At 64.6% G+C, this 22,182-nt stretch carries 28 protein-coding genes; 5 read left to right on the top strand and 23 right to left on the bottom strand.

Annotation, left to right across the window (positions count from 1 at the left end):
* Window positions 1–11: 11 nt before the first annotated feature.
* The 13 genes from HY921_07505 to HY921_07445 all read right to left on the bottom strand — a co-directional run bounded on the left by HY921_07505 (window position 12) and on the right by HY921_07445 (window position 8,503).
* A complete protein-coding gene (locus tag HY921_07505; GenBank protein MBI5630713.1) occupies window positions 12–983 on the bottom strand; it encodes a DmsE family decaheme c-type cytochrome in 972 nt (323 codons plus the stop codon).
* A complete protein-coding gene (locus HY921_07500; protein MBI5630712.1) occupies window positions 964–1,785 on the bottom strand; it encodes a Crp/Fnr family transcriptional regulator in 822 nt (273 codons plus the stop codon). The genes HY921_07505 and HY921_07500 overlap by 20 nt, the downstream gene beginning before the upstream one ends.
* On the bottom strand, window positions 1,782–2,288 hold the full coding sequence (locus HY921_07495; GenBank protein ID MBI5630711.1) for a hypothetical protein: 507 nt from the start codon (window positions 2,286–2,288) through the stop codon (window positions 1,782–1,784). The genes HY921_07500 and HY921_07495 overlap by 4 nt, the downstream gene beginning before the upstream one ends.
* Window positions 2,285–3,334, bottom strand: a complete 1,050-nt coding sequence (hemA, locus tag HY921_07490; protein ID MBI5630710.1) for a glutamyl-tRNA reductase — start codon at window positions 3,332–3,334, stop codon at window positions 2,285–2,287. Before hemA ends, HY921_07495 begins: the two co-directional genes overlap by 4 nt.
* Before the next feature lie 261 nt (window positions 3,335–3,595).
* A complete protein-coding gene (locus HY921_07485; protein ID MBI5630709.1) occupies window positions 3,596–3,964 on the bottom strand; it encodes a DUF190 domain-containing protein in 369 nt (122 codons plus the stop codon).
* Between the two features lie 24 nt (window positions 3,965–3,988).
* Window positions 3,989–4,363 carry a fluoride efflux transporter CrcB gene (gene crcB / locus HY921_07480; protein MBI5630708.1) on the bottom strand — a complete coding sequence of 125 codons (375 nt, stop codon included), beginning with the start codon at window positions 4,361–4,363 and terminating at the stop codon, window positions 3,989–3,991.
* Between the two features lie 162 nt (window positions 4,364–4,525).
* A complete protein-coding gene (locus tag HY921_07475) occupies window positions 4,526–4,930 on the bottom strand; it encodes an OsmC family protein (GenBank protein ID MBI5630707.1) in 405 nt (134 codons plus the stop codon).
* Between the two features lie 54 nt (window positions 4,931–4,984).
* Window positions 4,985–5,443 carry a hemerythrin domain-containing protein gene (locus HY921_07470; GenBank protein ID MBI5630706.1) on the bottom strand — a complete coding sequence of 153 codons (459 nt, stop codon included), beginning with the start codon at window positions 5,441–5,443 and terminating at the stop codon, window positions 4,985–4,987.
* 23 nt (window positions 5,444–5,466) lie between these two features.
* Window positions 5,467–5,655: a hypothetical protein gene (locus tag HY921_07465; GenBank protein ID MBI5630705.1), complete on the bottom strand. Its 189-nt coding sequence runs from the start codon at window positions 5,653–5,655 to the stop codon at window positions 5,467–5,469.
* Window positions 5,652–6,515, bottom strand: a complete 864-nt coding sequence (locus HY921_07460) for a pyruvate synthase subunit beta (protein ID MBI5630704.1) — start codon at window positions 6,513–6,515, stop codon at window positions 5,652–5,654. The genes HY921_07465 and HY921_07460 overlap by 4 nt, the downstream gene beginning before the upstream one ends.
* The gene (gene porA / locus HY921_07455) at window positions 6,512–7,666 is read right to left on the bottom strand and encodes a pyruvate ferredoxin oxidoreductase (GenBank protein ID MBI5630703.1); all 1,155 of its coding nucleotides are present in this window, start codon (window positions 7,664–7,666) and stop codon (window positions 6,512–6,514) included. The genes HY921_07460 and porA overlap by 4 nt, the downstream gene beginning before the upstream one ends.
* The gene (locus HY921_07450) at window positions 7,663–7,944 is read right to left on the bottom strand and encodes a 4Fe-4S binding protein (GenBank protein ID MBI5630702.1); all 282 of its coding nucleotides are present in this window, start codon (window positions 7,942–7,944) and stop codon (window positions 7,663–7,665) included. The genes porA and HY921_07450 overlap by 4 nt, the downstream gene beginning before the upstream one ends.
* Window positions 7,931–8,503: a 2-oxoacid:acceptor oxidoreductase family protein gene (locus tag HY921_07445; GenBank protein ID MBI5630701.1), complete on the bottom strand. Its 573-nt coding sequence runs from the start codon at window positions 8,501–8,503 to the stop codon at window positions 7,931–7,933. The genes HY921_07450 and HY921_07445 overlap by 14 nt, the downstream gene beginning before the upstream one ends.
* A 92-nt stretch (window positions 8,504–8,595) precedes the next feature.
* Here HY921_07445 and HY921_07440 point away from each other — a divergent pair, with 92 nt between their 5' ends.
* Window positions 8,596–8,931 carry a winged helix-turn-helix transcriptional regulator gene (locus tag HY921_07440; GenBank protein MBI5630700.1) on the top strand — a complete coding sequence of 112 codons (336 nt, stop codon included), beginning with the start codon at window positions 8,596–8,598 and terminating at the stop codon, window positions 8,929–8,931.
* Between the two features lie 21 nt (window positions 8,932–8,952).
* Here HY921_07440 and HY921_07435 read toward each other — a convergent pair whose 3' ends face one another.
* Genes HY921_07435 through HY921_07400 form a run of 8 tightly spaced genes read right to left on the bottom strand, consistent with a single transcriptional unit; the run spans window position 8,953 to window position 18,847 of the window.
* On the bottom strand, window positions 8,953–9,735 hold the full coding sequence (locus HY921_07435) for a 4Fe-4S dicluster domain-containing protein (protein MBI5630699.1): 783 nt from the start codon (window positions 9,733–9,735) through the stop codon (window positions 8,953–8,955).
* A 5-nt stretch (window positions 9,736–9,740) separates the two neighbouring features.
* Entirely contained in the window at window positions 9,741–11,216 is a 1,476-nt protein-coding gene (locus tag HY921_07430; GenBank protein MBI5630698.1) for an NADH-quinone oxidoreductase subunit C, read from the bottom strand.
* Window positions 11,213–12,661: a hydrogenase gene (locus HY921_07425; protein MBI5630697.1), complete on the bottom strand. Its 1,449-nt coding sequence runs from the start codon at window positions 12,659–12,661 to the stop codon at window positions 11,213–11,215. The genes HY921_07430 and HY921_07425 overlap by 4 nt, the downstream gene beginning before the upstream one ends.
* A gap of 57 nt (window positions 12,662–12,718) precedes the next feature.
* Window positions 12,719–13,363 carry a hydrogenase gene (locus HY921_07420; GenBank protein ID MBI5630696.1) on the bottom strand — a complete coding sequence of 215 codons (645 nt, stop codon included), beginning with the start codon at window positions 13,361–13,363 and terminating at the stop codon, window positions 12,719–12,721.
* A gap of 4 nt (window positions 13,364–13,367) precedes the next feature.
* Window positions 13,368–14,267: an NADH-quinone oxidoreductase subunit H gene (locus HY921_07415; protein ID MBI5630695.1), complete on the bottom strand. Its 900-nt coding sequence runs from the start codon at window positions 14,265–14,267 to the stop codon at window positions 13,368–13,370.
* Window positions 14,255–16,231, bottom strand: a complete 1,977-nt coding sequence (locus HY921_07410) for a hypothetical protein (protein MBI5630694.1) — start codon at window positions 16,229–16,231, stop codon at window positions 14,255–14,257. Before HY921_07410 ends, HY921_07415 begins: the two co-directional genes overlap by 13 nt.
* Window positions 16,228–16,878, bottom strand: coding sequence for a PTS sugar transporter subunit IIA (locus tag HY921_07405; GenBank protein ID MBI5630693.1), 651 nt, complete (start codon window positions 16,876–16,878; stop codon window positions 16,228–16,230). Before HY921_07405 ends, HY921_07410 begins: the two co-directional genes overlap by 4 nt.
* Before the next feature lie 13 nt (window positions 16,879–16,891).
* The gene (locus HY921_07400) at window positions 16,892–18,847 is read right to left on the bottom strand and encodes a hypothetical protein (protein ID MBI5630692.1); all 1,956 of its coding nucleotides are present in this window, start codon (window positions 18,845–18,847) and stop codon (window positions 16,892–16,894) included.
* 69 nt (window positions 18,848–18,916) lie between these two features.
* On the opposite strand from HY921_07400, the gene HY921_07395 reads away from it, so the two are divergent.
* A complete protein-coding gene (locus tag HY921_07395) occupies window positions 18,917–19,873 on the top strand; it encodes an rRNA methyltransferase (protein MBI5630691.1) in 957 nt (318 codons plus the stop codon).
* Window positions 19,874–19,934: 61 nt separating this feature from the next.
* On the opposite strand, the gene HY921_07390 is transcribed toward HY921_07395, so the two are convergent.
* Together HY921_07390 and ssb are read right to left on the bottom strand one after the other, a co-directional pair.
* Entirely contained in the window at window positions 19,935–20,135 is a 201-nt protein-coding gene (locus HY921_07390) for a hypothetical protein (protein MBI5630690.1), read from the bottom strand.
* Between the two features lie 14 nt (window positions 20,136–20,149).
* Window positions 20,150–20,596: a single-stranded DNA-binding protein gene (gene ssb, locus HY921_07385; protein MBI5630689.1), complete on the bottom strand. Its 447-nt coding sequence runs from the start codon at window positions 20,594–20,596 to the stop codon at window positions 20,150–20,152.
* Between the two features lie 170 nt (window positions 20,597–20,766).
* Here ssb and HY921_07380 point away from each other — a divergent pair, with 170 nt between their 5' ends.
* From HY921_07380 to HY921_07370, 3 genes are read left to right on the top strand one after another with little or no spacing between them, the layout of a single operon-like run.
* Complete coding sequence (locus HY921_07380) at window positions 20,767–21,225, top strand: Rrf2 family transcriptional regulator (GenBank protein MBI5630688.1); 459 nt, start codon at window positions 20,767–20,769, stop codon at window positions 21,223–21,225.
* An 11-nt stretch (window positions 21,226–21,236) separates the two neighbouring features.
* Complete coding sequence (locus tag HY921_07375) at window positions 21,237–21,866, top strand: heme-copper oxidase subunit III (GenBank protein ID MBI5630687.1); 630 nt, start codon at window positions 21,237–21,239, stop codon at window positions 21,864–21,866.
* A gap of 13 nt (window positions 21,867–21,879) precedes the next feature.
* Entirely contained in the window at window positions 21,880–22,179 is a 300-nt protein-coding gene (locus HY921_07370) for a cytochrome C oxidase subunit IV family protein (protein ID MBI5630686.1), read from the top strand.
* Window positions 22,180–22,182 lie beyond the last annotated feature (3 nt).

The raw sequence follows: 22,182 nt of genomic DNA, 5'->3' as shown, positions 1-22,182 counted from the left end.
AGGTTCTCCTTTTACCTTTGCAGAACGGCGCCCGAAGGGTGGTTGGATCCGTGGACCATGGAATGGCAGTTCAAGCAGGAGCGGCCCACGGCATAGACAGAGTTTCCGGCCAAGGTTCCCGACTGGTGGCGGCCCTGCATGTGGCATTGCTGGCAAAGCCGGGGCACCTTCGTGACCAAGAGCTTGTTATTGGAAGAGCCGTGGGGAGTGTGGCAGATGAGGCAGTCCTCCTTGACCGGTCCGTGTTCCCAGAGCATGGGCGCCTTTTTCTCGGCGTGGCACTCGAAGCACTTGTCGTTGACCGACTTGCCGGCGATGAGCTTCTCGCTCTGGGAGCCGTGGGGATTGTGGCACGAGGAGCAGGCCATCTTGCCCTGGCCGTCCGGCATCGAGGAGTCCCTTAGAGGGTGCTTGGAACGCTTGTGCAGGGCCGCGTTTACGTCGCGGTGGCAGGAAGCGCAAGTCTCCAACTCCGTCTCCTTCTTTAGGAGCCTGTCGTGCGAGCCGTGCATCTTGTGACAGCTCAGGCAGTCCGAGCCCTTGCGGTCATGGGCGCTGTTGGACCAAAACAGCCTTTGCTTATCGCCCGCATGGCAGGAAAGACAGGCGGCAGAGGCCTTGGCGCCCGCCGCCTTGGCCGGGTTGAAAATAGCGGCGACGTCCCCGGCCGCGTGGGCCCCGCCGGGACCATGGCAGGTCTCGCAGGATTTCTCGAATTCAATGCCCTTGGCCTTGGGCCAGGCCTTGGCATGAATGTTCTCCTTGAAATTCTCGCGGTCGGCGTGGCAGGACAGGCAGGTCGCCGCGCCGACGAATGCCGGCGCCGAGACTTTCTCTGTCTCGGCGGGCGCCGCGGCAGGGGCCGGGCTCGCCGTTTCCGGCTGCTGGGCCCACGCGACGATGGCCCAAGCCGATCCTATGACCGCCAGGAACGTCAACCGGCGAAGGTTGTGCAAGAGACGTCTAGCGGGGTGGATGGTCATCTGATTCTCCTTTTAGCTTCTCGTTCATTTTGGCAATCACGGAGAAAAGCCGCGATGACGTCCGGCAGCCTGGAATTTGATTTAAGTCATCCAGCCTTGGGGTAAGCCTGGCGGCCGCCCTCAGGCGGGCCTCGTCAAGAACCCGCACGCGCCGCCCTTGAAGGGAGATCATCCTCTTGCGCGCCAGCTCCGCCAAGGTCCTGCTCACGACCTCCGGGGAGGTTCCCAGGAGCTCGGCCAGCTCCTGCCGGGACTCGGTCAGCATGAAAGTCGCCAGGGAGTCGCCCTGGGCTTGCGCTTGCAGGGCCAAGGCCTTGGCCAGCCTTTCGCGCACGGTCGAACCGGAGAGGTTGCTCACGAAGTCCTCGGACTCCCCCAAGCGGCCGGCCAAAGTCCGGGCGATAAACCGCGCCAGATCCGGATAGGCCTGCCAAAGCTGGGTGAAGCGCCCGGAGTCTATGAAGCACGCGTGGGACTCCTCCATGACCTCCGCCGTCGCGGCGTAAGGCTGCCCGCAGACCAAGGCGCGCTCTCCGGCTAGGCCCGGCCCGCGTATGATGCGTATGATCTGCGAATGCCCGGCCTTGTCCGTGCGCACGAGCTTGACGCGGCCCGAGCAGATGAAGAAAAGCGCCAGGGGATTGTTGTCCTGGTAAAAGAGGATGTTGCCGCGGACATAGCGGTTGGACCGCCAGTTCGAGGCAATCCTCCCCGCGACCGGGCCGGGCAGGCCCTGGCCTTCGAGCCAGCCCCGCAGCTTGCAGAGCGGGGCCGAGCCGCACTGCCCATTGGGCTTCTTCATTGTTCCCGCGGCGTCACCGACGCCGGATCGAAATAGGGCCGAGCCTTTTTCAGGTTGGATTCCTCCTCAGCCTTGCGCCGGGCGGCGAGGACCTCCTCAAATAGCTTCTTGAGGAAGGCCGATCTCTCCTCGAACTCGGCCCGCCTTCCGATCTTGCGGACGCGGGAATCGTACGAAAGGAAATCAACGATGGCCTTGGTATCCTCCCGCGCGAAAGGCTTGCCCGCGCCGCTGGATCTGGCATGCATGCGCTCGACGTAGCGGTTCCAGTCCCGCCGATACTTTATCGGCGAGTTGATGGGCCGGGCCAAGGTGTGGCACTGGGAGCAGGTCTTGGAGAAGACCGCGTAATTGGCTCTCTGGGCCTCGGGATAGGAGGACACGTCCACTTGACCCGGCCCGAGGTCGTAGTAATACTTGGCCTTAAGCTGCTCGGGGGAGAACGCGGCCTCCGCCAGGACCGCGACGGCCAGAACGACAAACCCGGCTCGAATTGGATTCATGACACCACCTCTTCGCGGGCGCGCAGGGCCCGCGCCTTGGCAAACTGCTCCAGGCATTTGGCCGCCGCGCCCTCGACGATGACTTGAGCCTGTTTGGCGCTGTCCTCCTTTCGCTCCATGCTTTTTGCGACCACCCCCCTCAAGTCGTCCAGATCGTATAGGTAGACGCCTGAAAGCCTAGCACATTCGGGATTTACGTTGCGGGGCAAGCCTAGATCGATGAGGAAAAGAGGCTTCTTGCGCCGGGCCAGCTTAAGCTTGAGCCACGAAGGCTCCACGAAAGGGCTGGGGCAGGAGGTCGAGAACACCGCGACATCGGCCTCGGCCAGCATCTCGAGCCCCGCCTCGAAGGCGACAGCGCGGCCCGAGAAGCGCAGGGCCAGCTCCTCGGCCTTGCCCAGCGTCCGGTTGGCGACCGCGATCCGGCTGAAATTCTTGGCGGCCAGATGCCGAATCGCCGCCTCGGCGGCTTCTCCAGCCCCGAACACCACCGCCTGTCCGCTCCGCTCCGGGCCGAAAATCCTTCCCGCCAGGAGGGCCACGGCCCCTCCTATGGACCGGATTCCATTCTGGATCGCGGTCCGGGTCCGAACCTCCTTGCCGGCGGCGATCGCGCTCTGGAAAATGCGGTTGATCTCGGGCCCGGTCCGGCCGGTCGAGGCCGCCTCATGGTAGGCCTTCTTGACTTGCGCCAGGATCTCGCTCTCCCCCAGGATCCAGGACTCAAGCCCCGCCGCGACGCGGAATAAATGAAGCAGGGCCTCCTCTCCGGCGCGCTTGGAAATGAAGGGGTCCGCCTCCCGCCCGCCTCTTTGCTCAAACCAGGCTGAAACCATGTCCGGGGCCGCGGGATTGCCGGAGCAGGCGTAGAGCTCGAAGCGGCTGCAGGTGGACAAGACCACCATCTGCGCCAGCTCCGCCTCGGCGCGCAGGCGCGCGAGGGATTGCTGAAGGGACTGCGCGCAAGCCAGACGCTCGCGGCAGCCGACGGGGGCGCTGAGGTGGTTTAGACCTGTCTCGAAGAACGTCTCGCCTGGGCTTGGCACGCCCCATTGTCTTGCAACGTAACGACCACGCTATCAGCCCACGAGGCGCACCCGGCCAGCTATCTTCTCTCCGGGACGATAGCCGGGTTTGCGGTCGGAGATCAGCAGCTCCAGACGGGCCGCGATATTCCCCATGGGGAGGGAAGGTTACCCTTGGGGGCGGTTCCTCTCAAGGAGCCGAAGTTATCCACAGAAACTTCCCGCGAAGTTTTGGTGGACAACTGCTCGACGGCGTTAGGGCTTGCGACATAAGGCCCCTATTTACTCCGCCGGAGATTTCTTCGTGCGGCCCTTGGAGCCGTCGGCCCGGTACAGACAGACGTGGACCTTCTCGACCGTGACCAGCCCTTCCGAGATCATCTCGTCGAGCTTGGGCAGGAGCTTCTTGATGCGCTCCTCCGCGTCCACGATTTCGATGACGATCGGCAAATCGTAGGAAAGCTCGAGAAGCTTCGCCGTATGCAGGTGCGCCTTGCAGCCGAAGCCCTGGAAGCCTTTTATCACGGTGGCGCCCGCCATCCCCAGCCGGCGGGCCTCGTTGACGATCGCCTCGTACAGGGGAGCATGGTTCCACTTGTCCTGCTCCCCGATGAACACACGCAGCAGCTTCTGCTCACCTTCTAGTTTCATGGTCCCTCCTAAGGGCTGCGAGCCCTAAACTACGCCTCCCAGCCAAGAGCCGAGCCGGAAGAAAACAAACCCCAGGACGCCGCTTCCGGCGTAGTTGGCGAAGGCGCGCAACAACTGACCGTCGTTGACGAGATACGCGGTTTCGAAAATCAAAGTGGAGAATGTCGTGTACGCTCCGCAGAATCCCGTCATGAAAAACAGGCGGCCGGCCGGCCCCGACAATCCCTTGGCGCCGGCCCAGCTGTCGAACAGACCGATCGCGAAACAGCCGCTGATATTCACCGCGAGAGTGCCGTAAGGAAACGACGCGCCGGCGTGCGAATGAACGGCGGTCGCCAAAAGATACCGCGCGATCCCCCCCATCAGGCTGCCCGCGCCGAGACATATCGCCTTATCCATGCTTACCTCAAAAAAAAGACCCCTACCGTTTCGGTAGGAGTCATCAGCCCGTTTCCGGGCGGTTGTGGGGCGAACTCCATCGCCCTGGCAGCGGGGGCCAGGCCGCCGTCCTCCGCTGCTCCAAAAAATGATTATACTGTTTTAAAAGGGCTGGGTGCTATGTCAAGCCGGAGGGCGCCGGTTGGCCCGAGTCTGGAAGATGGGGGGCTCGAGGATGTGCTTCTTCACCGTGCAAAGATTGACGGCGTTGACGATGCCCTCTCGATATTTTTCCGGGAATCCCGGCGGGAGGAGGATCTCGAGGGAAACCTTGCAGACCCTGTGCCCCGCCTCATCCCAGTCCGCGGTCTCCACCAGCTCCAGCCCTTCCGTGGCGATGCCCCGCTTCTGGCAGAAGCCCAAGGCGAAAATCCCCGCGCAGGTCCCGATGGAGGCCAGGAATAGGTCAAACGGCCCGGGCGCGCTCGCGTCCCCGCCCGCCTCCCGGGGCTGATCCGTGGATACCGTAAAGCCCCTCACCTCGGCGGACACCCGCCTGTTTCCGGGAAACTTGATCTTGATTTCCATATGGCGGCCCTCCGCGATTGCCTCACGCAACGAAAAAGCCTCTCGGCCGAGGGATTAAGCCGTCCCGCTCCGGACCTGCTGGAGCACGATCCGCCGTTCCTCCATGGACAGCAGATTGTCGCAAGCGGGATAGAGGAATTGCTCCTCTTTGAAGTTGTGGTCGCGCAAGACTCTCTCCATCGCTTCCACGAATTGCCGAGCGCGCTTTGCGTCGCATGCGTTTAGGGCCGCGAGGGCTCCCGTCTTGCCCTCCCGGATCAGCTCATGCTCCATGCTCATGACCCGAATGGGGCCCATCGCCAAATCCGGAGCGTTCCTGGCCACAGCCGGGAAAAGAATGCTCTCCTCCCAGCGGATATGGCGCTCGAGCCGCGCGTCGAACTCCGCGAATTTGGCTGCGGCCTCCCGGCCGGAGTCGAAGGCGACATCCGCCAAAAGCGCGTCTATCTCCCTATGATCCCGTTCAAAAAACTCCGAGACTCGGTCCTGGGGCTCGTCTTGCTGTTTTTCCATCTATCCTCCTAGAAGAAACCGGCCTACGGCCCCCAATGCCCGCCGAGCGGGGGCCGCTTGAAATTGGCGCAGGCAGGGCGGGAGGTGACGTTGGCCGGAAGGGCGCGCTTGCGGCGGTGCGTGCAGACGTTGCGCGTCCTGCCCAGGCTATCGGCCTCCAGCTCGCAATAGCGGCACTCGACGCACCGCCTCGTCTTGGCTTTATTTTTCATTTCCCCACTCCATCCCAAAGCGCGTCCACGCCCCGCTGCATCCGTTGCTCCATCTCCGGCGTCAAACCCTTGAAGCGGCCTTGGGCGCGCAGGTAGTCTCCCACCGGCTTGCGCCTGGGCACCGGAACGTTGACGCGGGCAACACCGTTCTCCACCTCGTAGAGCCGAAACAACCCTGTTTGAACCGCCAATCGCGACAAACGCACGCTGTCTTTCGGGTCGCTCTTCCATCCCGGAGGGCAAGGGGACAGCACGCGGATGAAGCGGAAGCCCTTGACGGCCCGCGCCTTGGCGAACTTGCGCGTCATATCCTCGGCATAGGCCGGCGTGGCCGTGGCGAAATAGGGGATGTGGTGGGCCAAGACGATCGCGTCCAAGTCCTTCTTGGGGCGGGGGCTGCCGCGGGCGCCGGGCGTCGACATCGTCCACGAGCCCTCGGGGGTGCCCCCGCTGCGCTGGACCCCCGTGTTCATGTAGGCCTCGTTGTCGTAGCAGACGTAAAGGAAGTTCTCGTCGCGCTCTGCCGCCCCGGAAAGGGCCTGCAGGCCGATGTCGAAGGTGCCGCCATCGCCGGCCCAGGCCACGACCATAGTCTCGCGGTCGCCGCGGGCGACAAGCCCGGCCTTGACCCCGGTGGCCGCGGCCGCGGCCGCGGCGAAGGGGCTGTGCAGGACGGGCAGGTCTATGGAGCTTTTAGGCGCCGGACCGGCCAAGATCGTCCAACAGCAGGCCGGAATCACGAAAACGGTCTTCTCTCCCAGGCCCTTGAGCGCGTAGCGCATGGCCAGCGTCGCGCCGCAGCCCTGGCAGGCGAGATGCCCGGAGCGCATCAGCTCCTGGGGCGGGATCGAGGTCTTCATCTGGAGTCCTCCGCCCAGGTTTCGGCCTCTGACGCGCTCAGAGGGGCATCGTGCGCGCGCCGCCAAACTTCCTGCAGGAGTTCCACGGTGATGTCGCCCCCGCCCAACCCCGCCACGGTGCCGCGCACGCAAATGCCCGAGGCCGGGCGGAGCGCGGCCTTGATTTCCTGCGCGAAAATCCCCCCCGCTCCCGGCGAGTAATTGCGGTCCACCACGGCCAAGCGCAGGCCCGGGCGGACAAAGGCGCGCAAGGCCTTGGCGGGAAAGGGCCTAAATGACCGCAGGCGCAGGTTGCCGGCCGCAAGCCCCCGCTCGCGCAATGCGTTCACCGCGGCCACGGCGGTCGAGCCCACCGCGCCGGAGGTCACGAGAACGGTCTCGGCGTCCTCGCACCGATAGGTCTCGAGCTGGCCGTAGCTGCGGCCGAAGGCGCGGCCGAATTCCTGGCCGACCTCCTCGATGACGTCCTCGGCCTCGGCCATGTCCGCGGCCATTCTCCGGCGCAGGCGCAGGTACTCCCTTGGCCCCACGAGAGCCCCGAAGGTCCTGGGCCGCTTCGGGTCGAGAGAGAACTCGGGGTTAAACGGGGGCAGGAAGGCGTCGACGTCCTCCTGGCTCGGAACGTCCACCGGCTCGTAGCTGTGCGAGAGGGTGAAGCCGTCGAGCACCACCATCGCCGGAAGCATCACCCGCTCGGCGATCTTGAAGGACATCAGCACGGTGTCGAGGATCTCCTGGTTGTTCGAGCAGTAAAACTGCATCCAGCCCGTGTCTCGCTGGGATAAGGAATCGGTTTGGTCCGTCCAAAGGTTCCAAGGCGCGGCCAGGGCCCGATTCACGTCGATCATGACCGCGGGAAGGCGCGCCCCCGCCACCCAGTGCAAAAGCTCGTGCATGTACGCCAGGCCTTGGGAGGAGGTCGCGGTGAAGGTCCGCGCTCCGGCCGTGGCCGCTCCCAGGATGGCCGCCATGACCGAGTGCTCGGACTCGGCGGCGATGAACTGGCCGGCAAACTCGCCAGAGGCCTTCATCTCCGCCAGAAGCTCGAAGGCCTGGGTCTGCGGCGTTATCGGGTAGCCCGCGGCAACCTGCACGCGCGCCAGCTTGGCCGCCACGGCCGCCGCGTGGTTGCCCATCAGGACTTTCTTCATGGCGTCGCCTCGGCCAGGAACTCGACGCAGCCGGCTGGGCACTCCTCGACGCATATCCCGCAGCCTTTGCAGTAGTCCATGCCGATAATGGGGACCTTGTCCGTCAGCCGGACGCAGGCTTCTGGGCAATACTTCCAGCAGATTTGGCAGCCAGTGCAGGACTCGGCATGGATGACCGGGCGCATGGTGCGCCAGTTGCCGGTATGGTTGTCGGCCATCGACCCGTCCGAGATGATGACGCGCGGAAACGACTTGGGATCGCCTTCAAGAAAAGGCATGCCGCGCCCCCAGGACGAAATCGTAGGCGCGCCGCGCCGCCTCGGCGTTCTCCTCCGCCTTGGCCGGCACCGCCTCGCGCACGCAGAAGAGCAGAGGCTCGAGCGCGCAAAGCTTTAAAACCGCGGCCGCGGCGCCGCACATGGCCGTGTTGACGACGGGGTTGGCGGCCGAGCCCAGCTTGAGCTCCCGCGCGATGCGCAGGGCCGGCACCCCCACCCAGCACAGCCCAGGCGCGCGCGCGGCCAGGAGCGGCAGGGACGCGCTCTCGGCGTTGGTGAGCACCAAGCCGCCGGGCTTGAGTCCCTTGAGGATGTCCGAGGCGTACAAGGTCGGGTCGAGCACGACCAAGGCATCCGGCTCGTAGATGCGGGTGCGCACGAGGATGGGCTTATCGCTCAGGCGGGCGTAGGCGGCGACGGGAGCCCCGCGGCGCTCCACCCCGAACTCGGGAATGGCCAGGCACTGCTTCTCCCCTTGGCGCAAGACCGCCTCGGCCAGGATCTTGGCTGCCAGCACCGTTCCTTGGCCGCCGCGGCCATGGAAGCGAATCTCAAACATGCTTATTTCTCGCGCAACGAAGCGGCCAGAGAGGCGCGTTGACTCAAGAACTGTTTTATGCTATCTTGAAAATATAATCAAGTAGAGATACTGTGCCGAACAATGAAGAGCTGGTCTTCAGGATCAAGGCGGACTTCCTCAAGTCCCTGGCCCACCCCGTTCGTCTCGAGGTCATCGAATACTTGAAGAACAAGGAATCCTCCGTGGGCGAGATGGTGAGGGAGCTGGGGGTGGAGCAGTCGGGTCTCTCCAAGCACCTGGCCATCCTGCGGCAAGCCGGAATCCTCTCTTCGCGCCAGGAAAAAGTGACGGTCTACTACTTTGTCCGCGATCGCGAAATATTCAGCGTCCTGAGGCCGATCGCGGAAATTCTACGCAAGAAGCTCGCGGAGAGCAACGAGGTGCTGGCGCATCTGGCCAGAGTCTGAGCAAGCATCTCCCAGCATCCTTCACAGCCGCCCCAGCAGCCTAAGAAGCCCGTCCAGGATGGTCACCGGATGCGGCGGACAGCCCGGGATGAAGAGATCCACCGGCACCACCGCGGCCGCCCCTCCGAGATGGTCCTCTGAACCGACGAAAGGCCCGCCGCTGATGCCGCAGGCGCCGACGGCGATCACCAGGCGCGGAGGCGGAACTGCCTCGTAGGCGATGCGCAGGGCCTGGCTCATGTTGCGGGTCACCGGTCCGGTGATGACGAGGCCGTCGGCGTGGCGGGGCGAGGCCACGAACTGTATACCGAAGCGCCCGAGATCGAAGACGACGTTGCCGAGCGCGGCCAGCTCCGCCTCGCAGGCGCTGCAGCCGCCGGCGCTGACCTGCCGAAGCTTCAGCGAACGCCCGAAGAGCCGCCGCATCTCCGCCCCCAAAGAATCGGCCAGCTTCGCCTCGTCACCGGTCACGAGCAAGTCCTCCCGGCGGCTGGCCGCCAGGCGATGGTCCTTGGTGAAAGCGACGGCCCCCTCCGGGCAGGCCGCGGTGCACTCGGCGCAGAAAAGGCAGCGGCCCAGATCAAGGGCGAGGAAATCCCTCTGGCCGCCCTCCTTGGCGTCGGCTTGGCGCGTCTCAAGCGCCGACGTAGGGCAGGCGTCTATGCAGGCCGCGCAACCCGCGGCGCAGAGCTCCCGGCGGATCAGCGGCCTTCCCCGGAAGCGCTCCGGAAGGCCGGGGTCCCCGTCCGGGAAATCCGACGTCCGATAGCCTTGCTTAAGACGGTTCTTGAGGATATCGATCATGGGTTCTACAAGTCGTGCCCCGCGTAGGAGAGATTGAAGCTCTTGTTGCAGAGAGGAAAATCGGAGATTTCCCCCCCGCGCAAGGCCATCGCCAACCCCATCCAATTATGGAAGGATGGATCGACGACCTTGTACCACTCGAATCGGCCGTCTCCCCGGGTCTTGGCCACGTGGCAGACCTCGCCGCGCCAGCCTTCGACCAGGGAAACCGACACCCGCCCGCCCGCCAAGGCCCCGCACGGACTTACAGCGCCTCCCTCCGGAAGATGCTGCAAGAGCGAGCCCAGAAACTCAAGGGATCTCTGCGCCTCCAGGAAACGCACCATCGCTCGGGCAAAGACGTCGCCAGAGTCGAGCTTGATGACCGGGATGTGCCTGAAGCGAAAAAACCCGAAAGGGTGGTCCTGCCGCGCGTCGCGATCCACTCCGGCCGCGCGGGCGCAGACGCCGACGAGCCCCAGATCCTCGCAAACCTTCCTGGACACCGTTCCCGTGTCCTCGAGGCGGGAAATGACGGAGGGCTCGCCGAAGAACATGTCCGCGACCTCTTTGACCTGCGCCACGGAGCGCCTCACCGTCTCGAGCATCTTGACCCGCATGCCGTCCGGGATGTCGAAAATCGCGCCGCCCGGCTTGAGCATGCCTTTCCCGTAGCGATTTCCGCACACCAGCAGCAGCATGTTCAGGAACTCGCCGCGCATGCGGCCGAAATAGGCCGTGGCCGGCAGGTAGCCGATGTCGTTGCTGATCGCGCCGAGATCCCCGATGTGGTTGGAAAGCCGCTCTGTCTCCAAGGCGACGGCCCGCAGCGCCTCGGCCCGCAGGCTCACCGACGTCCCGGCAAGCGCCTCGCAAAGCATGCAATGCGCCCAGGCGTGGGCCACGGCCGTGTCGCCGCAGATGGACTCGGCGACCGAAAGCGAACGGCGGTCCGGCCCCTCGCCCAGCAGGCGCTCCGCTCCGCGGTGCTGATAGCCAAGCTGTATCTCAAGATGGTGCACCGTTTCTCCGTGGCACTGGAACCGGAAATGCCCCGGCTCGATGATACCGGCGTGGATCGGGCCCACGGCCACCTCGTGCACCTCGTCCCCCTGTTCCTGGAAGAACGGGACCTTGTCCGGCAAGGCGCGGCGCACGGGCTTAAGCCAGGGATGGCCCTCCGGAACCACGCCGGAATTTTCGTGGATCTCCCGCTCGAAAAGATGCGCCTGGGGCAGGTCGGGCGTCAGGGAGGGGTAGCTCGCCGCCGGCTCAGACGCCGCGAGATACAATTTGCCGCCGAGGTCGTCGGCCAGCGCCGCGAACAGGCCGGCGGGCGCGCGCCCGCCATTGGCCTGGCAAAATAGCGCGCAGAGGCGGTGCTTGGCCGCGGCCATCTTGAGGATGCCGGACCGGAAATCCTCGATGGGCACGACCGGAACCTTCGAGACGGCGACCGACTCGCCGTTCCTGATCGACGCGAAGCGAGATGTCGGGCTCATGGCTGGCTCCCGTTGAGAAGCCGCGCGGCGTCGCCGAGGACCGAGGTGAGCCAGCCCGGCAGCCACAGGCCGAGAAAGACGACGCCAGCCATGAAGGCCATGGGGGCCGCCACCAACAGCGGGGAATCGCCCCGCGCGGCCTGCTTGGACTCCTTGTCCGGCGGCACGCCGTAGACGACCGAAAGGACGGTCGTGGCCATGCCGATGAAGATGACGGCGAGCAAAGCGACAAAGCCGATGGCCACGCCGAGACGGCCGCCGTTGACGGCCGCGCGCAATATGGAAAACTCGCTGACAAACGGGGCGAAGGGCGGGGATCCCGTGATCGCCACGAAGCCCAGAAGGAATAGCGTCGCGGAGATCGGCGCGCGGCGCAGCGCGCCGCGCGCGTGATCCATGGTCTTTCCGCCGAAGGCGCGGTGGATGTTGCCGGCAGCGAGGAACAGGACGCCCTTGGTGAGGCCATTGTTGATGAGGTGGAGGAGCGCCGCCGAGCTCCCCGCCGGGCCCAGACCCACGCCGAGGGCCAGTATGCCCATGTGCTCCACGCTGGAGTAAGCCAGCATCCTCTTAAAATCGCGCTGGCCTATGATGAACGCGGCCGCCGTCGCGATGGAGAGCAGGCCCATCAAAACGAGCAGATCTCGCGCGAAATCGGCCAGCCCGGCCGCGGCGCAGACCTGGAACGCCCTCAGTATCCCGAGAAACGCCGTGCTGGTGACGACCCCCGCCAGTATAACGCCCGCCACGCCCGGCGCCTCGCCATAGGTATCCGGCTTCCAAGAATGAAGAGGTGCCAGGCCCATTTTCGTTCCGTAGCCCACCAACAGGAAAATAAACGCCCCCTTAAGCCACGGCACCGACAGCGTCCCGGCCCTGGAGAGCAACGTGTCGATGACGAGCGGGTCGCCGGGCCCCTGGTAAGGCAGGGCCGAGAGAGCGAGGAAGAAGGTCCCGAGGAGGGCCAGTCCGATGCCGAGCGAGCCCATCATGAGGTACTTCCAGGTCGCCTCCAGGGATCGCTCGTTGTGGTTGAAATGAACCAGCGGTGCTGCGGCCAGCGTCGCCGCTTCCATCCCCACCCAGAGGAGTCCCATGTGGCGGCTCACGCACACCAGCGTTACGGCGGCCAGGATGAAGGAGAGGCACGCCGTGAAGAGGCGGTTATGCCTGTCCTTGCGCAGGCGCAAATACTCCAGGCAGTAAATCGAGCAGATGACGAACAGCGCGCTCGACAGGCTCAGGACCACCAAGTCGAGCTGGTCGATGTAGAACCAGCCGGAGGCGGCGGCCGGCGGAAGGCTCTTCCAGCAGGCGGAGACGGCCGCGGCGTGGACGGTAAAGCCGAAGGGAAGAATCCACGGCCGGCGCTCATCGCTGCTAATGGCAAGCGCCGCCAGACCGATGAGGACGGGTATGCCTACAAGGAGTAAGTAAATCGGCATCTAGGCCTCGACCCTCCGGGCTCGGCACAGATGCGGCAATGGAATTGACTGCAGCATCTAGTCGCTCAGCCTCGTCAGTTTCTCGGTGCTTATGGAATCGAAGGCCCTCGCGATGTGGTTGATGACGATTCCCATGACGAACACGGCGACGAAGACATCGAGCAGGACTCCCATCTCGATGAGCCAGGGAATCTCGTAGGAGATCGCCAGGCCGAAAAGATAGATGCCGTTCTCAAAGACGAGGTAGCCGATGACCTGGGTCACCGCCTTGATCCGGCTGATCATCATCAACATTCCCATCATGACGGTGGAGAGCGAAACGGGGATCAGAAGGCTCGTCCGAAGGCCGGGCGGCACGGGAAGGCGCTCGGCGAGAACGAAGGACACGCCGATGAGGGCCGCTCCGAGCAGCAGCGACGGGGTGTACCCCACCATCGGCCCTACCTCGCGCCGGATCTTGACCTCGCGGATCGCGTACATCAAGATGCGCGGAATCACCATGCCTTTCAGGATGAACATTCCAGAGGCAAGCAGGAGGGCCCGGGGATGGAACCCTCCCGCGTGGATGGTCAAGGGCAAGAGCCCCAGGCACATCCCTTGCAGCGCCACGATCTTGATGCAGCCCGTCAGAGAGGAGGAGCCCAGCAGGTACAGACTCAGGAAGACGATGAAGGCAAGGATGAGTTGGGAGAGCTGTTCCATGCCGCTATCTCAAGGTCAAGATGAGCCCGAACGCCGCGGCGCAGATCGCGGCCACCAACAGCTGAGGCACCCTGACCAGCCGCAGCCGCGCCATGCTCGATTCCACCAAGCCTATCGCCGCCGCCGCGGCGGCCAGACCGATCAGGAGCGAGCCCGCAGCGCCCAACAGCGGGATCTCCGGCAGGATCAGGCGCACGAGCAGGCTCGTCATCAGCACGAGCTTAAGCCCCGCGCCATGAAGGATGAAGGCCAAATCCGGCCCGCCGTGATCCAAGACCATGACCTCGTGGATCATCGTCAACTCGAGGTGCGTGTTCGGATCGTCGATGGGAATTCTGGAGTTCTCCGCCAGCAGCACCACGAATAGGCTGCCGAGGGCCAGGAGAGTGCTCGCCGCGGCGCTGGGGCCGCCGTGGGGCGCGAACATGCGAGCCAGGGAGAGCTCTCCGGCGCGGTACGCGAGGCTGGCGAAGGCCAGGATCAGCGCCGGCTCGGCGAGGCTGGCGAAGGCCACTTCGCGGCTTGCGCCCATGCCCTCGAAGCTCGATCCGGTGTCCAGGGCCGCAGCCACCGTGACGAAACGGCCCAGCGCGAACAGATAGGCGAAGAGGATCGCGTCGCCATTGAAGGAGACCAGCGGGGCGCCGGCCAGCGGAACCAAACAAGCCGCCGCGATGGCGGCGGAGAGCGAAACGACGGGGCCAAGGCGGAACACCCAGGTCGTCGTTTCGCTATAAACCGCCCCCTTGCCCAGGAGCTTGATCGTGTCATGGAGCGGCTGCAAGACCGGCGGACCCTTGCGCCCCGCGACCGCGGCTTTCGTCTTGTTGATGATCCCGAGCATGACTGGCGGCACCAGCAGCACGATCGTGAGATAAGACGCGACGAGCTTTAGAGTTTCCATAAGAGAATGACTACGAGAAAGGCCGAGACATACAAGAGATAGAGCTGCAATCGCCCATGCTGAAGCCGCCTCGGCACCGACAGCCAGTCCACCAATCGCGCCGCCAAAACCGGCAGCCAGCGCTCGAGCGCCGGGTCAGGCGTGCTGCTTTCGAAGGCAACCTTGGCCGGCCAGTACCCGAGGGGCGGATGGACCTCCTCGCGCGTGCCCAGGAGCCCGGCCAAGACCCTCGCCAGAGGCGCGGGATAGGACGAACCCGTATATTGCATGCGCGGCGTCGGGGCGGTGAAGCCGCAGCCCCACGTCGGCCCGCAAGCGACCCGGCGTCGGGCCAAAAGCGAGCGCCGCAACAGCCAGAACAGCGCGCTGAGCGCGCACACGCCCGCGCCCATCAGCCCGACCACCCCGAGCAGGCGCGACCACTGGTCCAGGCCCGCGCAGAGCAGCGCTGGCTCGATCCGACCGACCTCTCCGGCCGCCGCAAACGCGACTCCCAGCGCCGGGCCCGGAAATACGCCGATCCCGACGCAAAGCGCCGCCAAGAACGCCATGGGGCCCAGCATGATCCAGGCGGGTTCGCGGGCGCGGCGAGCCTCCTCGGAGCGGGGCTGGCCCAGGCAGGTCAAGCCGTAGCCCTTGGTAAACGCCACGACGGCGAAGGCCCCGACCGCCGCGAGGGCGGCCGCGGCCAGGGATGTCCAGAGCATGCCGTGCCCGGCATCGGGTCTTAACAGCCAGCTGTAGATCAACCACTCCCCGATGAACCCGTTGAGCGGCGGCAGGCCGCAGATGGCAGCGGCTCCGATCGCCGTCAGGACGCAGGTCCAGGGCATCCGCTTTTGAAGACCTCCGTAAGCCTCGATGTCCCTAGTGCCCACCGCCTGGTAGATAGCGCCCGCCGAGAGGAATAAAAGCGACTTGAACAGCCCGTGGTTGAGCGTGTGGAGGATGGCTCCCGAAAAGCCGAGCAAGGCGAGCGCCGGGCTGCCGACGGCCAAGCCGTAGCAGCCTAGGCCCCCTCCCGCCAGGATGATCCCGATGTTCTCGATGCTGCTGTAGGCCAGGAGGCGCTTGAGGTCGCGTTGCGCCATCGCGAACATGATGCCGAACACCGCCGTAATCAATCCGAGCGCTACGAGCGCGAGCGCAGCGGCCTTCGAAACGGGCCCCAGGATCATGAGAAGGCGCAAGAGGCCGTAGATGCCCATCTCGATCATGACGCCCGACATGGCGGCGGAGGCGTGGCTCGGGGCGGCGGGATGGGCTTCCTGAAGCCAGACATGCAGCGGCATGAAGCCCGCCTTCATGCCAAAGCCGATCAGGGCGAGCAGGAAAACCGCCGCCCGCTCCGCGGCGGGCAGCGCCGGAGCGGTGGCGAAGGCGGCGAACTCGAGCGAGCCGGCGTTGCGTCCCAGGAGCGCGAACAAGCCCAGCAGGCAAAGCGAGCCCACGTGCGCGCACAGGAGATACAGCAACCCGGCCTTGCGGACCTCCGGTCTGCCGTGTTCGCAGGAAACCAGGCCGAAGGCCGAGAGAGCCATCGTCTCCCAGGCGACCATGAACAAGAGGGCGTTGCGGGCGCCGACCAAAAGCGCCATAGCGGCCACCAGGACGAGAAAGAAAAAGCGGGCGGGCACCGCCGGGACGTGCCCGCGCGAGGCCGCGATGTAGCCCTCGCCGTAGATTCCGGCGCAGCAGCCTACGATCAGCACGAGCAAAAGAAAGCAGGCGGAGAGGGAATCGACGCCGAGGTGGAACACCGCTCCCGGAATAGGCCAAGCCCAGGCCAGCTCCGGCACCTTGCGCCCATGGAGCACCGTCCAGGCAAGCGATCCGCCGAAGGCCCCCCCCGCCCCCAAGCCCGCGATGACGATGGCTCGCGCCCAAGCACCGGAGCGGGAAAACAAGCCGGAAAGGACCGCCGCGAGGCTCACGGAGAGCACGGCGGCCAAAAGGAAAGTCATGGCATCCGCCTCGCGCAGGCAAGAAGCTCCGTCTCGGGAGCGGGCTTGTCGAGCAGGCGCCTAAATTCGGCGTCATGCAGGGCGGAGGCGACCTTGGCGAGGATGGCGAGATGAGCGCGAACGGTGGGGCTCACCAGAGTCCAGACGACCCGAACCGGGGCGGCGCCCTGCGATTCGAACGACACCGGCTTCTTTAGAAAACAAAGAGACAGGGCGGGCCGGTCCACGCGGAAGACGAGGGGACTGCGCGCATGCGGGATGGCGATGCCATCGATGATCGTCGCTCCCTTGGCCTCCCGGTCCCAAAGCGCCTGCGCCGCCAGGGCCTTGTCGCCGACACTCGCCAGAGGCAGACGCTCCGCCACCGCCGCGATCACGGCCTTCTTGTCGTCGCCTGGAACGTCGTAGTGGATGTTTCCCTCCAGCAACGAAGCGAGTTGGCAGGGGGCGTCCGCGGATTCGGACAAGCGGTAAAGCGCCGCCGCCGGGATCTTGCGATGATTCGCCCACTCCAGCAGGTCAACGCGGTTGAACCGGTAGTGGCCGTTGATCATGAAGGCCGGCAGGCATTCCTCGTTGATCCATCTTGAAAGCGTGGACTCGGAGACGTTGAGCATCTTGGCGGCGTCGCGCAGGCTTATGTCCATGGGTTTATCTTCGCTAAAGCTTCCATGCCAGCAGCGCCAGCAGAAACAGCGCCACGGCCAGCATGTAATATTGCAGGCGGCTGCGCTGACGACGCTTGGCCCATGCGAGCGCGCTCACCGCGGCGGAGCCCAGAGGCGTCAAGAGCCCGTCCAGAATCCGATCCTCCGTGTGCGTCGAAAACCCGGCTCGCTCGGGCCAGTAGCCCGCCGGGGCTTGGTGGCGCGCGTGGGCGCCGAGCACGCGCGCGAAGGCGCTTGTGAGCGGCTGGGCGAAAGAGGAGGCCGTGTACTGCATGCGCGGCGCGGGTGCTGTGAAGCCGCAGCCCCACGTCGTCCCCGAAGTCACCCGGTCTCCGAGGAGCAGAAGCCGCCAGAGCGCCAGGACGGCGCCGAGGGCGATGACGCCCGCGCCGACGAGGCCGATCAGCCGGACGTTTTCGGCAAAGCCGCTCAACGCGAGGCGGGCCGATTCCAAGGAGACGCCGCAGACCACGGCGGACGCCCTTGCGGCCAGCCGGAGAGCGGGAGCCGGATAAAGGCCGATGAAGACGCAGAGCGCGGCAAGCGCCGCCATGGGAAGGATCATCGCCGGGGCGGCCTCTTTCGCCGCTCGCGCGGCATCGGTCCTGGGCGCTCCCAAACACAGGGTCCCATACGCTTTCGTAAAGCACGCCAGCGCCAAGCCGCCGATGAGGGCCAGCCCCCCGATAGAGGCGGCGGCAAGCCCCGCCCCGCCGATGTTCAGGGCCGAGGCCGCCGCCATGTAAACGAGCCACTCGCTGATGAAACCGTTGAGGGGCGGTATGCCTGAGATCGCCGCCGCCGCGACCAAGGACAGTGTCGAGGTCCATGGCATCGCCTTAAGCAGCCCGCCTCCGGCCTCGATGTTCCGCGTGCCCAGAGCTTGATAGAAGGCCCCGCTGCCGAGAAAGAGCAGGGATTTAAAGAGAGCGTGATTAAGCGTGTGAAGGATCGCGCCCGTAAATCCCAGGAGCGCGAGCCCCGGCCGCTGGCGCGAAAGACCCAGGCAGCCCAAGCCGAGCCCCAGAGAGATGATGCCGATGTTCTCGACGCTGTGATAGGCCAAGAGGCGCTTCAAATCGTGCTGCGCGAGGGCGAAAAGAACGCCGCCGACGCCGGACGCCACTCCGGCCAGGATCAAGGCGACCGCCCAAAAGTCCGGCACGGAGCGCAGCATCCAGATCAGCCGGAGGAAACCGTAAATCCCGACCTTGATGACCACTCCCGACATGACGGCCGACACATGGCTGGGCGCGGCAGGGTGGGCCTCCTGCAGCCAGACATGAAAAGGAGCAATGCCCGCCTTCACGCCGAATCCGATAAAGGCGAGCGACAGCAGCAGTCCGGACTGCCTCGCGCTAGGGGGCATGGCGCCTCGGATCGCGTCAAAATCCAAAGTCCCGGCGGCATGCCCCAGCACCGAGAAAAGAATGAACAGGGCCAAGGTCGCGGTGTGGGTGCAGACGAAATAGAGGAAACCCGCGCGACGCACCTCGGCATGCTCGTCTTCGATGACGATGAGAAAGAAGCTGGCCAAGGCCATCACTTCCCAGGCGAACAGGAAAAGAACGGCATTTTTCGCGCAGACGACCGCGGCCAGGGCCGCGGTCAGCAAAAGGAACAAAGGCCTAGCCGACCTGCTTGAAGACAGGGTCTGCGAACGGCGAATATAAGCCTCGCCGTAGATTCCCGATAGCAGGCAGACGATGAGCACGGCAAGAAGGAAAAAGGAGGACAGCCCATCGAGGCAAAAAACCAGGCGCGCCGAGGGCAGGGACCACGGGACGGAGGTTTCAGGCGAGGCGCTTGCCATGACGGCCGCCAAGCCGGCCAGACAGCCGGTGACCAAGGCGGCCAGGTATGCCGCGGACGCAATCCCTGGTCGCCGCCATGCCAAAGCGCTGATCAGGGCGCCGACAAGGAGAAGCGAGAGGGAGACGTTCAACATTCGATTGATGGTACCATTTCTAAAAAAATGGAATCAATAGTTATAGGAGAATATGCTCATATATATGGAATGATGCTGCACATCTGCCAGGCCGGATATGAGACCTTCGCGGCCAAAGAACTCGGCACCAAGCCGCAGCGGAGCGGGCCTGGCTGGGTCGCGGGGCCTGAGGCGGCTGGAGAACAATGCTTCACCCACCTCTGCCTGCGCGAGCCTGCCGCGGCAGGCGGCGCCTCGCTGAACGCCCTGGCCGGAGGCATTGCCGACTTTTTCCTCGCTTCCGTGCGCCGGGAACGTTTCGAGACCCCCTGGCCCTTCGTCGCGGAGTCCGCCGGCTTGCCGGGGCTTGGGCGCCGGACAAAGGGAGTGGCCGAGGAGGCTCTGGCAAGGATCAGGGCGCGCATGTCACGAGTGGCCAAGCTCGCGGTCCCGGGGCGCCCTCGCATCGGCCCAGCGAGGGGCCTCTTCATCTATCTGACAGCATTCGACGCGGCCTTTATCGCGCGCGAGGCAGTCTGCGGCGGCCAGCGGCGCATGGCCGACGACCCCCGCGCGCCCTCGCGCTCATACCTAAAGATCGAGGAAGCCTACGGCTTGCTCGCCCAAGAGCCCGCTCCCGGAGAGACCGTGGTGGACCTCGGCGCGGCCCCCGGCGGCTGGAGTTACAGCGCCGCCAAGCGCGGCGCGCGGGTCTGCGCGGTGGACAACGGCCCGCTCAAGGGCGGGGCGCTGCACCCGGAAATCCGCCATCTCGAGTCCGACGCTTTCTCTTTCGAACCGGAGTGCTCTGTCGACTGGCTTTTCTGCGACATGGTCGAGGACCCCGATCGCGTCCTGGGTCTGGTGGGGCGCTGGCTCAAGCACCGCTGGTGCCGCCGGCTGGTGGTCAACCTTAAGTTCGGGCGGCTCGATCCATTGACCCTGGCGCGGCGCTGCGGCGAAGTCCGCGCGCGCTGCAGACTCTCCCGGCTGCGGCATCTCTACCATGATCGCGAGGAGCTTACTTTGGCCGCGGAAGCCGCATGAATGTCTTGAATCAGCCTTTCGCCGAGCCCGCCGTCCCCCTCCCATCCAAAAATAAAAGGCTTCATGGAGCCAGCCACAGACGGCGGCGGGCGGCCGGAGCAAGCATGAACAAGTGCCGATGCCTCTCGAGCAGGCGCAGCGGGAACAGGTTGCCGAACGCGACCGCCCCGTCGCGCTCCATCCCGGAGCGGGCCTTGCGCGATATCCTCGAGGACAAGCTCTTCGCGTCTCTTTTCGAGAATTCTATCGTTGAGATGGCCACGCGGGTGGAATGGATTAGAAAGGAACCTCTTCAATGCCCCCGTCGCCGGAGTCCGGACCCTTCGCCAGAGCCTCCTGCGAAGACGGCGCGCCGCGGCCTCCGCTGTCCTCGCGTCTCTCCAAGAACTGCATGTCATCGACGACAATCCGCATCTTCGACTGCTTCTTTCCGTCTTCCTTGCCCGTCCACTCCTCGAGCACCAGATGCCCCTCTATATAGACTTGCTGGCCCTTGCGAAGATGCTGTTGCGCGAGGTCGGCCAACTTGCGCCCCGATTCGCGGTTAAAGGCCTTCAGGTCCACCCAGACGGGAACATCCTCCCATTGGCCGGTCTCCGGGCTCTTCCTCCGATTGTTGACGGCAAAGCCGATATTGGCGACCTTACCGCCGTTGGCAAACGACTTCACCTCTGGATCGCGGGTAAGACGCCCGATCAGCATGACCTTGTTCAAGTTCGCCACGATAGCACCTCCGATTTCTTGCCTGAATTCGACATCGATTCTACCAATATAAGACGCTGATAATGCCACCGCTCCCAGGAAGGTCCGCGGCTCGCCGGGTAAGGCGCCCTGCTGGCGGAATCGTTGCGACAAAGTCAGTGGCGGACTTAAAGGACCGCCAATATCCACTAATGGCAAGATGCCTTAATTTAACGCGAACGGGCGAGTACGCCATAGCCGCCTTGGCCCGGCTGGCCCTGTCATTGAACGCCTCGGATTCGGCGCCTACATCGGTGCGAACCTTGGCGCAGGAACAGGAAATCCCGAAGAGCTTTCTCTCCAAGATCCTGGCGCAGTGCGTCAAAGCCGGCATCGCTCGATCCAAGAAGGGACCCGACGGAGGAGTCGTCTTGGCTCGACCTCCCGAAGAAATATCCCTCTTAGCCATTATCGAGGCCTGCGAGGGAAGTTACTGGAGGGAGCTTTGCGTTTTTTATCCGGCGCGCCGCTGCGACGGGCCCCGTTGCGAGGTTTATTGCCCGCTACGGGAGAAAGAAGAAAGGGTGCGCAACGAGCTGGGGCAAACGACGTTGGCCGACATGGCTAAAGCCTTGCAAAAACACCCTTATCCCAATATGGAACACATCTAGGGAGGAATTCCATGGAGATCGCGGCCGCCACTGAAGAGTCATCATGGAGCGAGGCAGATGCCGGCAGGCTGGGGCTTTGGCTTTTTATTCTTTCGGAGATCATGCTGTTTGGAGCATTCTTCGCTTCCTACGTCAGCACGCGGCTGGGCAACGCCGACTGCGCGCTGGGTGTGAGCGCTTGGCCCGAGGCCGGACACCTGCCGGGGTTGACGCTGGCCGCGCTCAACACCGTTCTCCTCCTGACAAGTTCTTACACCATGGTGCGGGCCATCTTGGGCGCGCAGCGCGGCAACCGCGCGCGATTCCGCGCCAATCTCATAGCGACGATCCTGCTCGGCGCCGGCTTTCTTGCGGTCAAAGCTTGCGAATACTCCCTCAAGATATCTCATGGGTACTACCCTGGTTCCGAACTCGCCAAGGCCAACCCCGGGCTTTCGATATTCCTTTCCTATTACTATCTCATGACGAGCCTGCACGCCCTGCACGTCGTGGTCGGTCTGGTCTGGAACTCCGTTGTGCTCTCGGTGCCAGATAACGCCCCCGCCGAAGTTCTGGCGCGCAAGGCCGAATACGCGGGAATCTACTGGCATTTTGTCGATGTCGTCTGGGTTTTTCTTTTTCCGCTGTTCTACCTGATATAAGAGGGAACATTTCATGAACCAGCCTATCAACGAAACGGAGTCGGAAGACGGCATCAGCCTCGCCGTATATGTCGCTCTCCTCGCCCTGACGGCCGCCACGCTCGCGGCCGGCATGCTGGGGCGCAACGGCCGATTGATGGCCATCTCCATCGCCGTCATCATCGCCTCTCTCAAGGCGAGCCTGATTGGTTTCTACTACATGGGACTCCGCCGCGAACGGGCTCTGACTTGGGTCATTCTGGGCGCGGGAGTGCTCGCGGTGATGATCCTGCTGGTTGGGATATTCCCAGACCTGACCTTCCGGAGGCTCTGAGCG

The organism is Elusimicrobiota bacterium (genome assembly GCA_016218575.1).
Taxonomy (GTDB): Bacteria; Elusimicrobiota; Elusimicrobia; order UBA1565; family UBA9628; genus JACRDN01.
The sequence above is the reverse complement of the archived record's forward strand: the minus strand, read 5'-3'. Positions and strand labels throughout refer to the sequence as shown.

Coding starts and splice junctions, on each gene's coding strand:
- HY921_07430 (MBI5630698.1), bottom strand. CDS start 11,216: ATGAGCCCGACATCTCGCTTCGCGTCGATCAGGAACGGCGAGTCGGTC.
- HY921_07505 (MBI5630713.1), bottom strand. CDS start 983: ATGACCATCCACCCCGCTAGACGTCTCTTGCACAACCTTCGCCGGTTG.
- HY921_07465 (MBI5630705.1), bottom strand. CDS start 5,655: ATGAAAAATAAAGCCAAGACGAGGCGGTGCGTCGAGTGCCGCTATTGC.
- HY921_07470 (MBI5630706.1), bottom strand. CDS start 5,443: ATGGAAAAACAGCAAGACGAGCCCCAGGACCGAGTCTCGGAGTTTTTT.
- HY921_07410 (MBI5630694.1), bottom strand. CDS start 16,231: ATGACTTTCCTTTTGGCCGCCGTGCTCTCCGTGAGCCTCGCGGCGGTC.
- crcB (MBI5630708.1), bottom strand. CDS start 4,363: ATGGATAAGGCGATATGTCTCGGCGCGGGCAGCCTGATGGGGGGGATC.
- HY921_07425 (MBI5630697.1), bottom strand. CDS start 12,661: ATGCCGATTTACTTACTCCTTGTAGGCATACCCGTCCTCATCGGTCTG.
- HY921_07415 (MBI5630695.1), bottom strand. CDS start 14,267: ATGGAAACTCTAAAGCTCGTCGCGTCTTATCTCACGATCGTGCTGCTG.
- HY921_07495 (MBI5630711.1), bottom strand. CDS start 2,288: ATGAATCCAATTCGAGCCGGGTTTGTCGTTCTGGCCGTCGCGGTCCTG.
- HY921_07445 (MBI5630701.1), bottom strand. CDS start 8,503: ATGTTTGAGATTCGCTTCCATGGCCGCGGCGGCCAAGGAACGGTGCTG.
- HY921_07500 (MBI5630712.1), bottom strand. CDS start 1,785: ATGAAGAAGCCCAATGGGCAGTGCGGCTCGGCCCCGCTCTGCAAGCTG.
- porA (MBI5630703.1), bottom strand. CDS start 7,666: ATGAAGAAAGTCCTGATGGGCAACCACGCGGCGGCCGTGGCGGCCAAG.
- HY921_07405 (MBI5630693.1), bottom strand. CDS start 16,878: ATGGACATAAGCCTGCGCGACGCCGCCAAGATGCTCAACGTCTCCGAG.
- HY921_07375 (MBI5630687.1), top strand. CDS start 21,237: ATGGAGATCGCGGCCGCCACTGAAGAGTCATCATGGAGCGAGGCAGAT.
- HY921_07400 (MBI5630692.1), bottom strand. CDS start 18,847: ATGTTGAACGTCTCCCTCTCGCTTCTCCTTGTCGGCGCCCTGATCAGC.
- HY921_07475 (MBI5630707.1), bottom strand. CDS start 4,930: ATGGAAATCAAGATCAAGTTTCCCGGAAACAGGCGGGTGTCCGCCGAG.
- HY921_07395 (MBI5630691.1), top strand. CDS start 18,917: ATGATGCTGCACATCTGCCAGGCCGGATATGAGACCTTCGCGGCCAAA.
- HY921_07370 (MBI5630686.1), top strand. CDS start 21,880: ATGAACCAGCCTATCAACGAAACGGAGTCGGAAGACGGCATCAGCCTC.
- HY921_07460 (MBI5630704.1), bottom strand. CDS start 6,515: ATGAAGACCTCGATCCCGCCCCAGGAGCTGATGCGCTCCGGGCATCTC.
- HY921_07435 (MBI5630699.1), bottom strand. CDS start 9,735: ATGATCGATATCCTCAAGAACCGTCTTAAGCAAGGCTATCGGACGTCG.
- HY921_07380 (MBI5630688.1), top strand. CDS start 20,767: ATGGCAAGATGCCTTAATTTAACGCGAACGGGCGAGTACGCCATAGCC.
- HY921_07485 (MBI5630709.1), bottom strand. CDS start 3,964: ATGAAACTAGAAGGTGAGCAGAAGCTGCTGCGTGTGTTCATCGGGGAG.
- HY921_07420 (MBI5630696.1), bottom strand. CDS start 13,363: ATGGAACAGCTCTCCCAACTCATCCTTGCCTTCATCGTCTTCCTGAGT.
- HY921_07450 (MBI5630702.1), bottom strand. CDS start 7,944: ATGCCTTTTCTTGAAGGCGATCCCAAGTCGTTTCCGCGCGTCATCATC.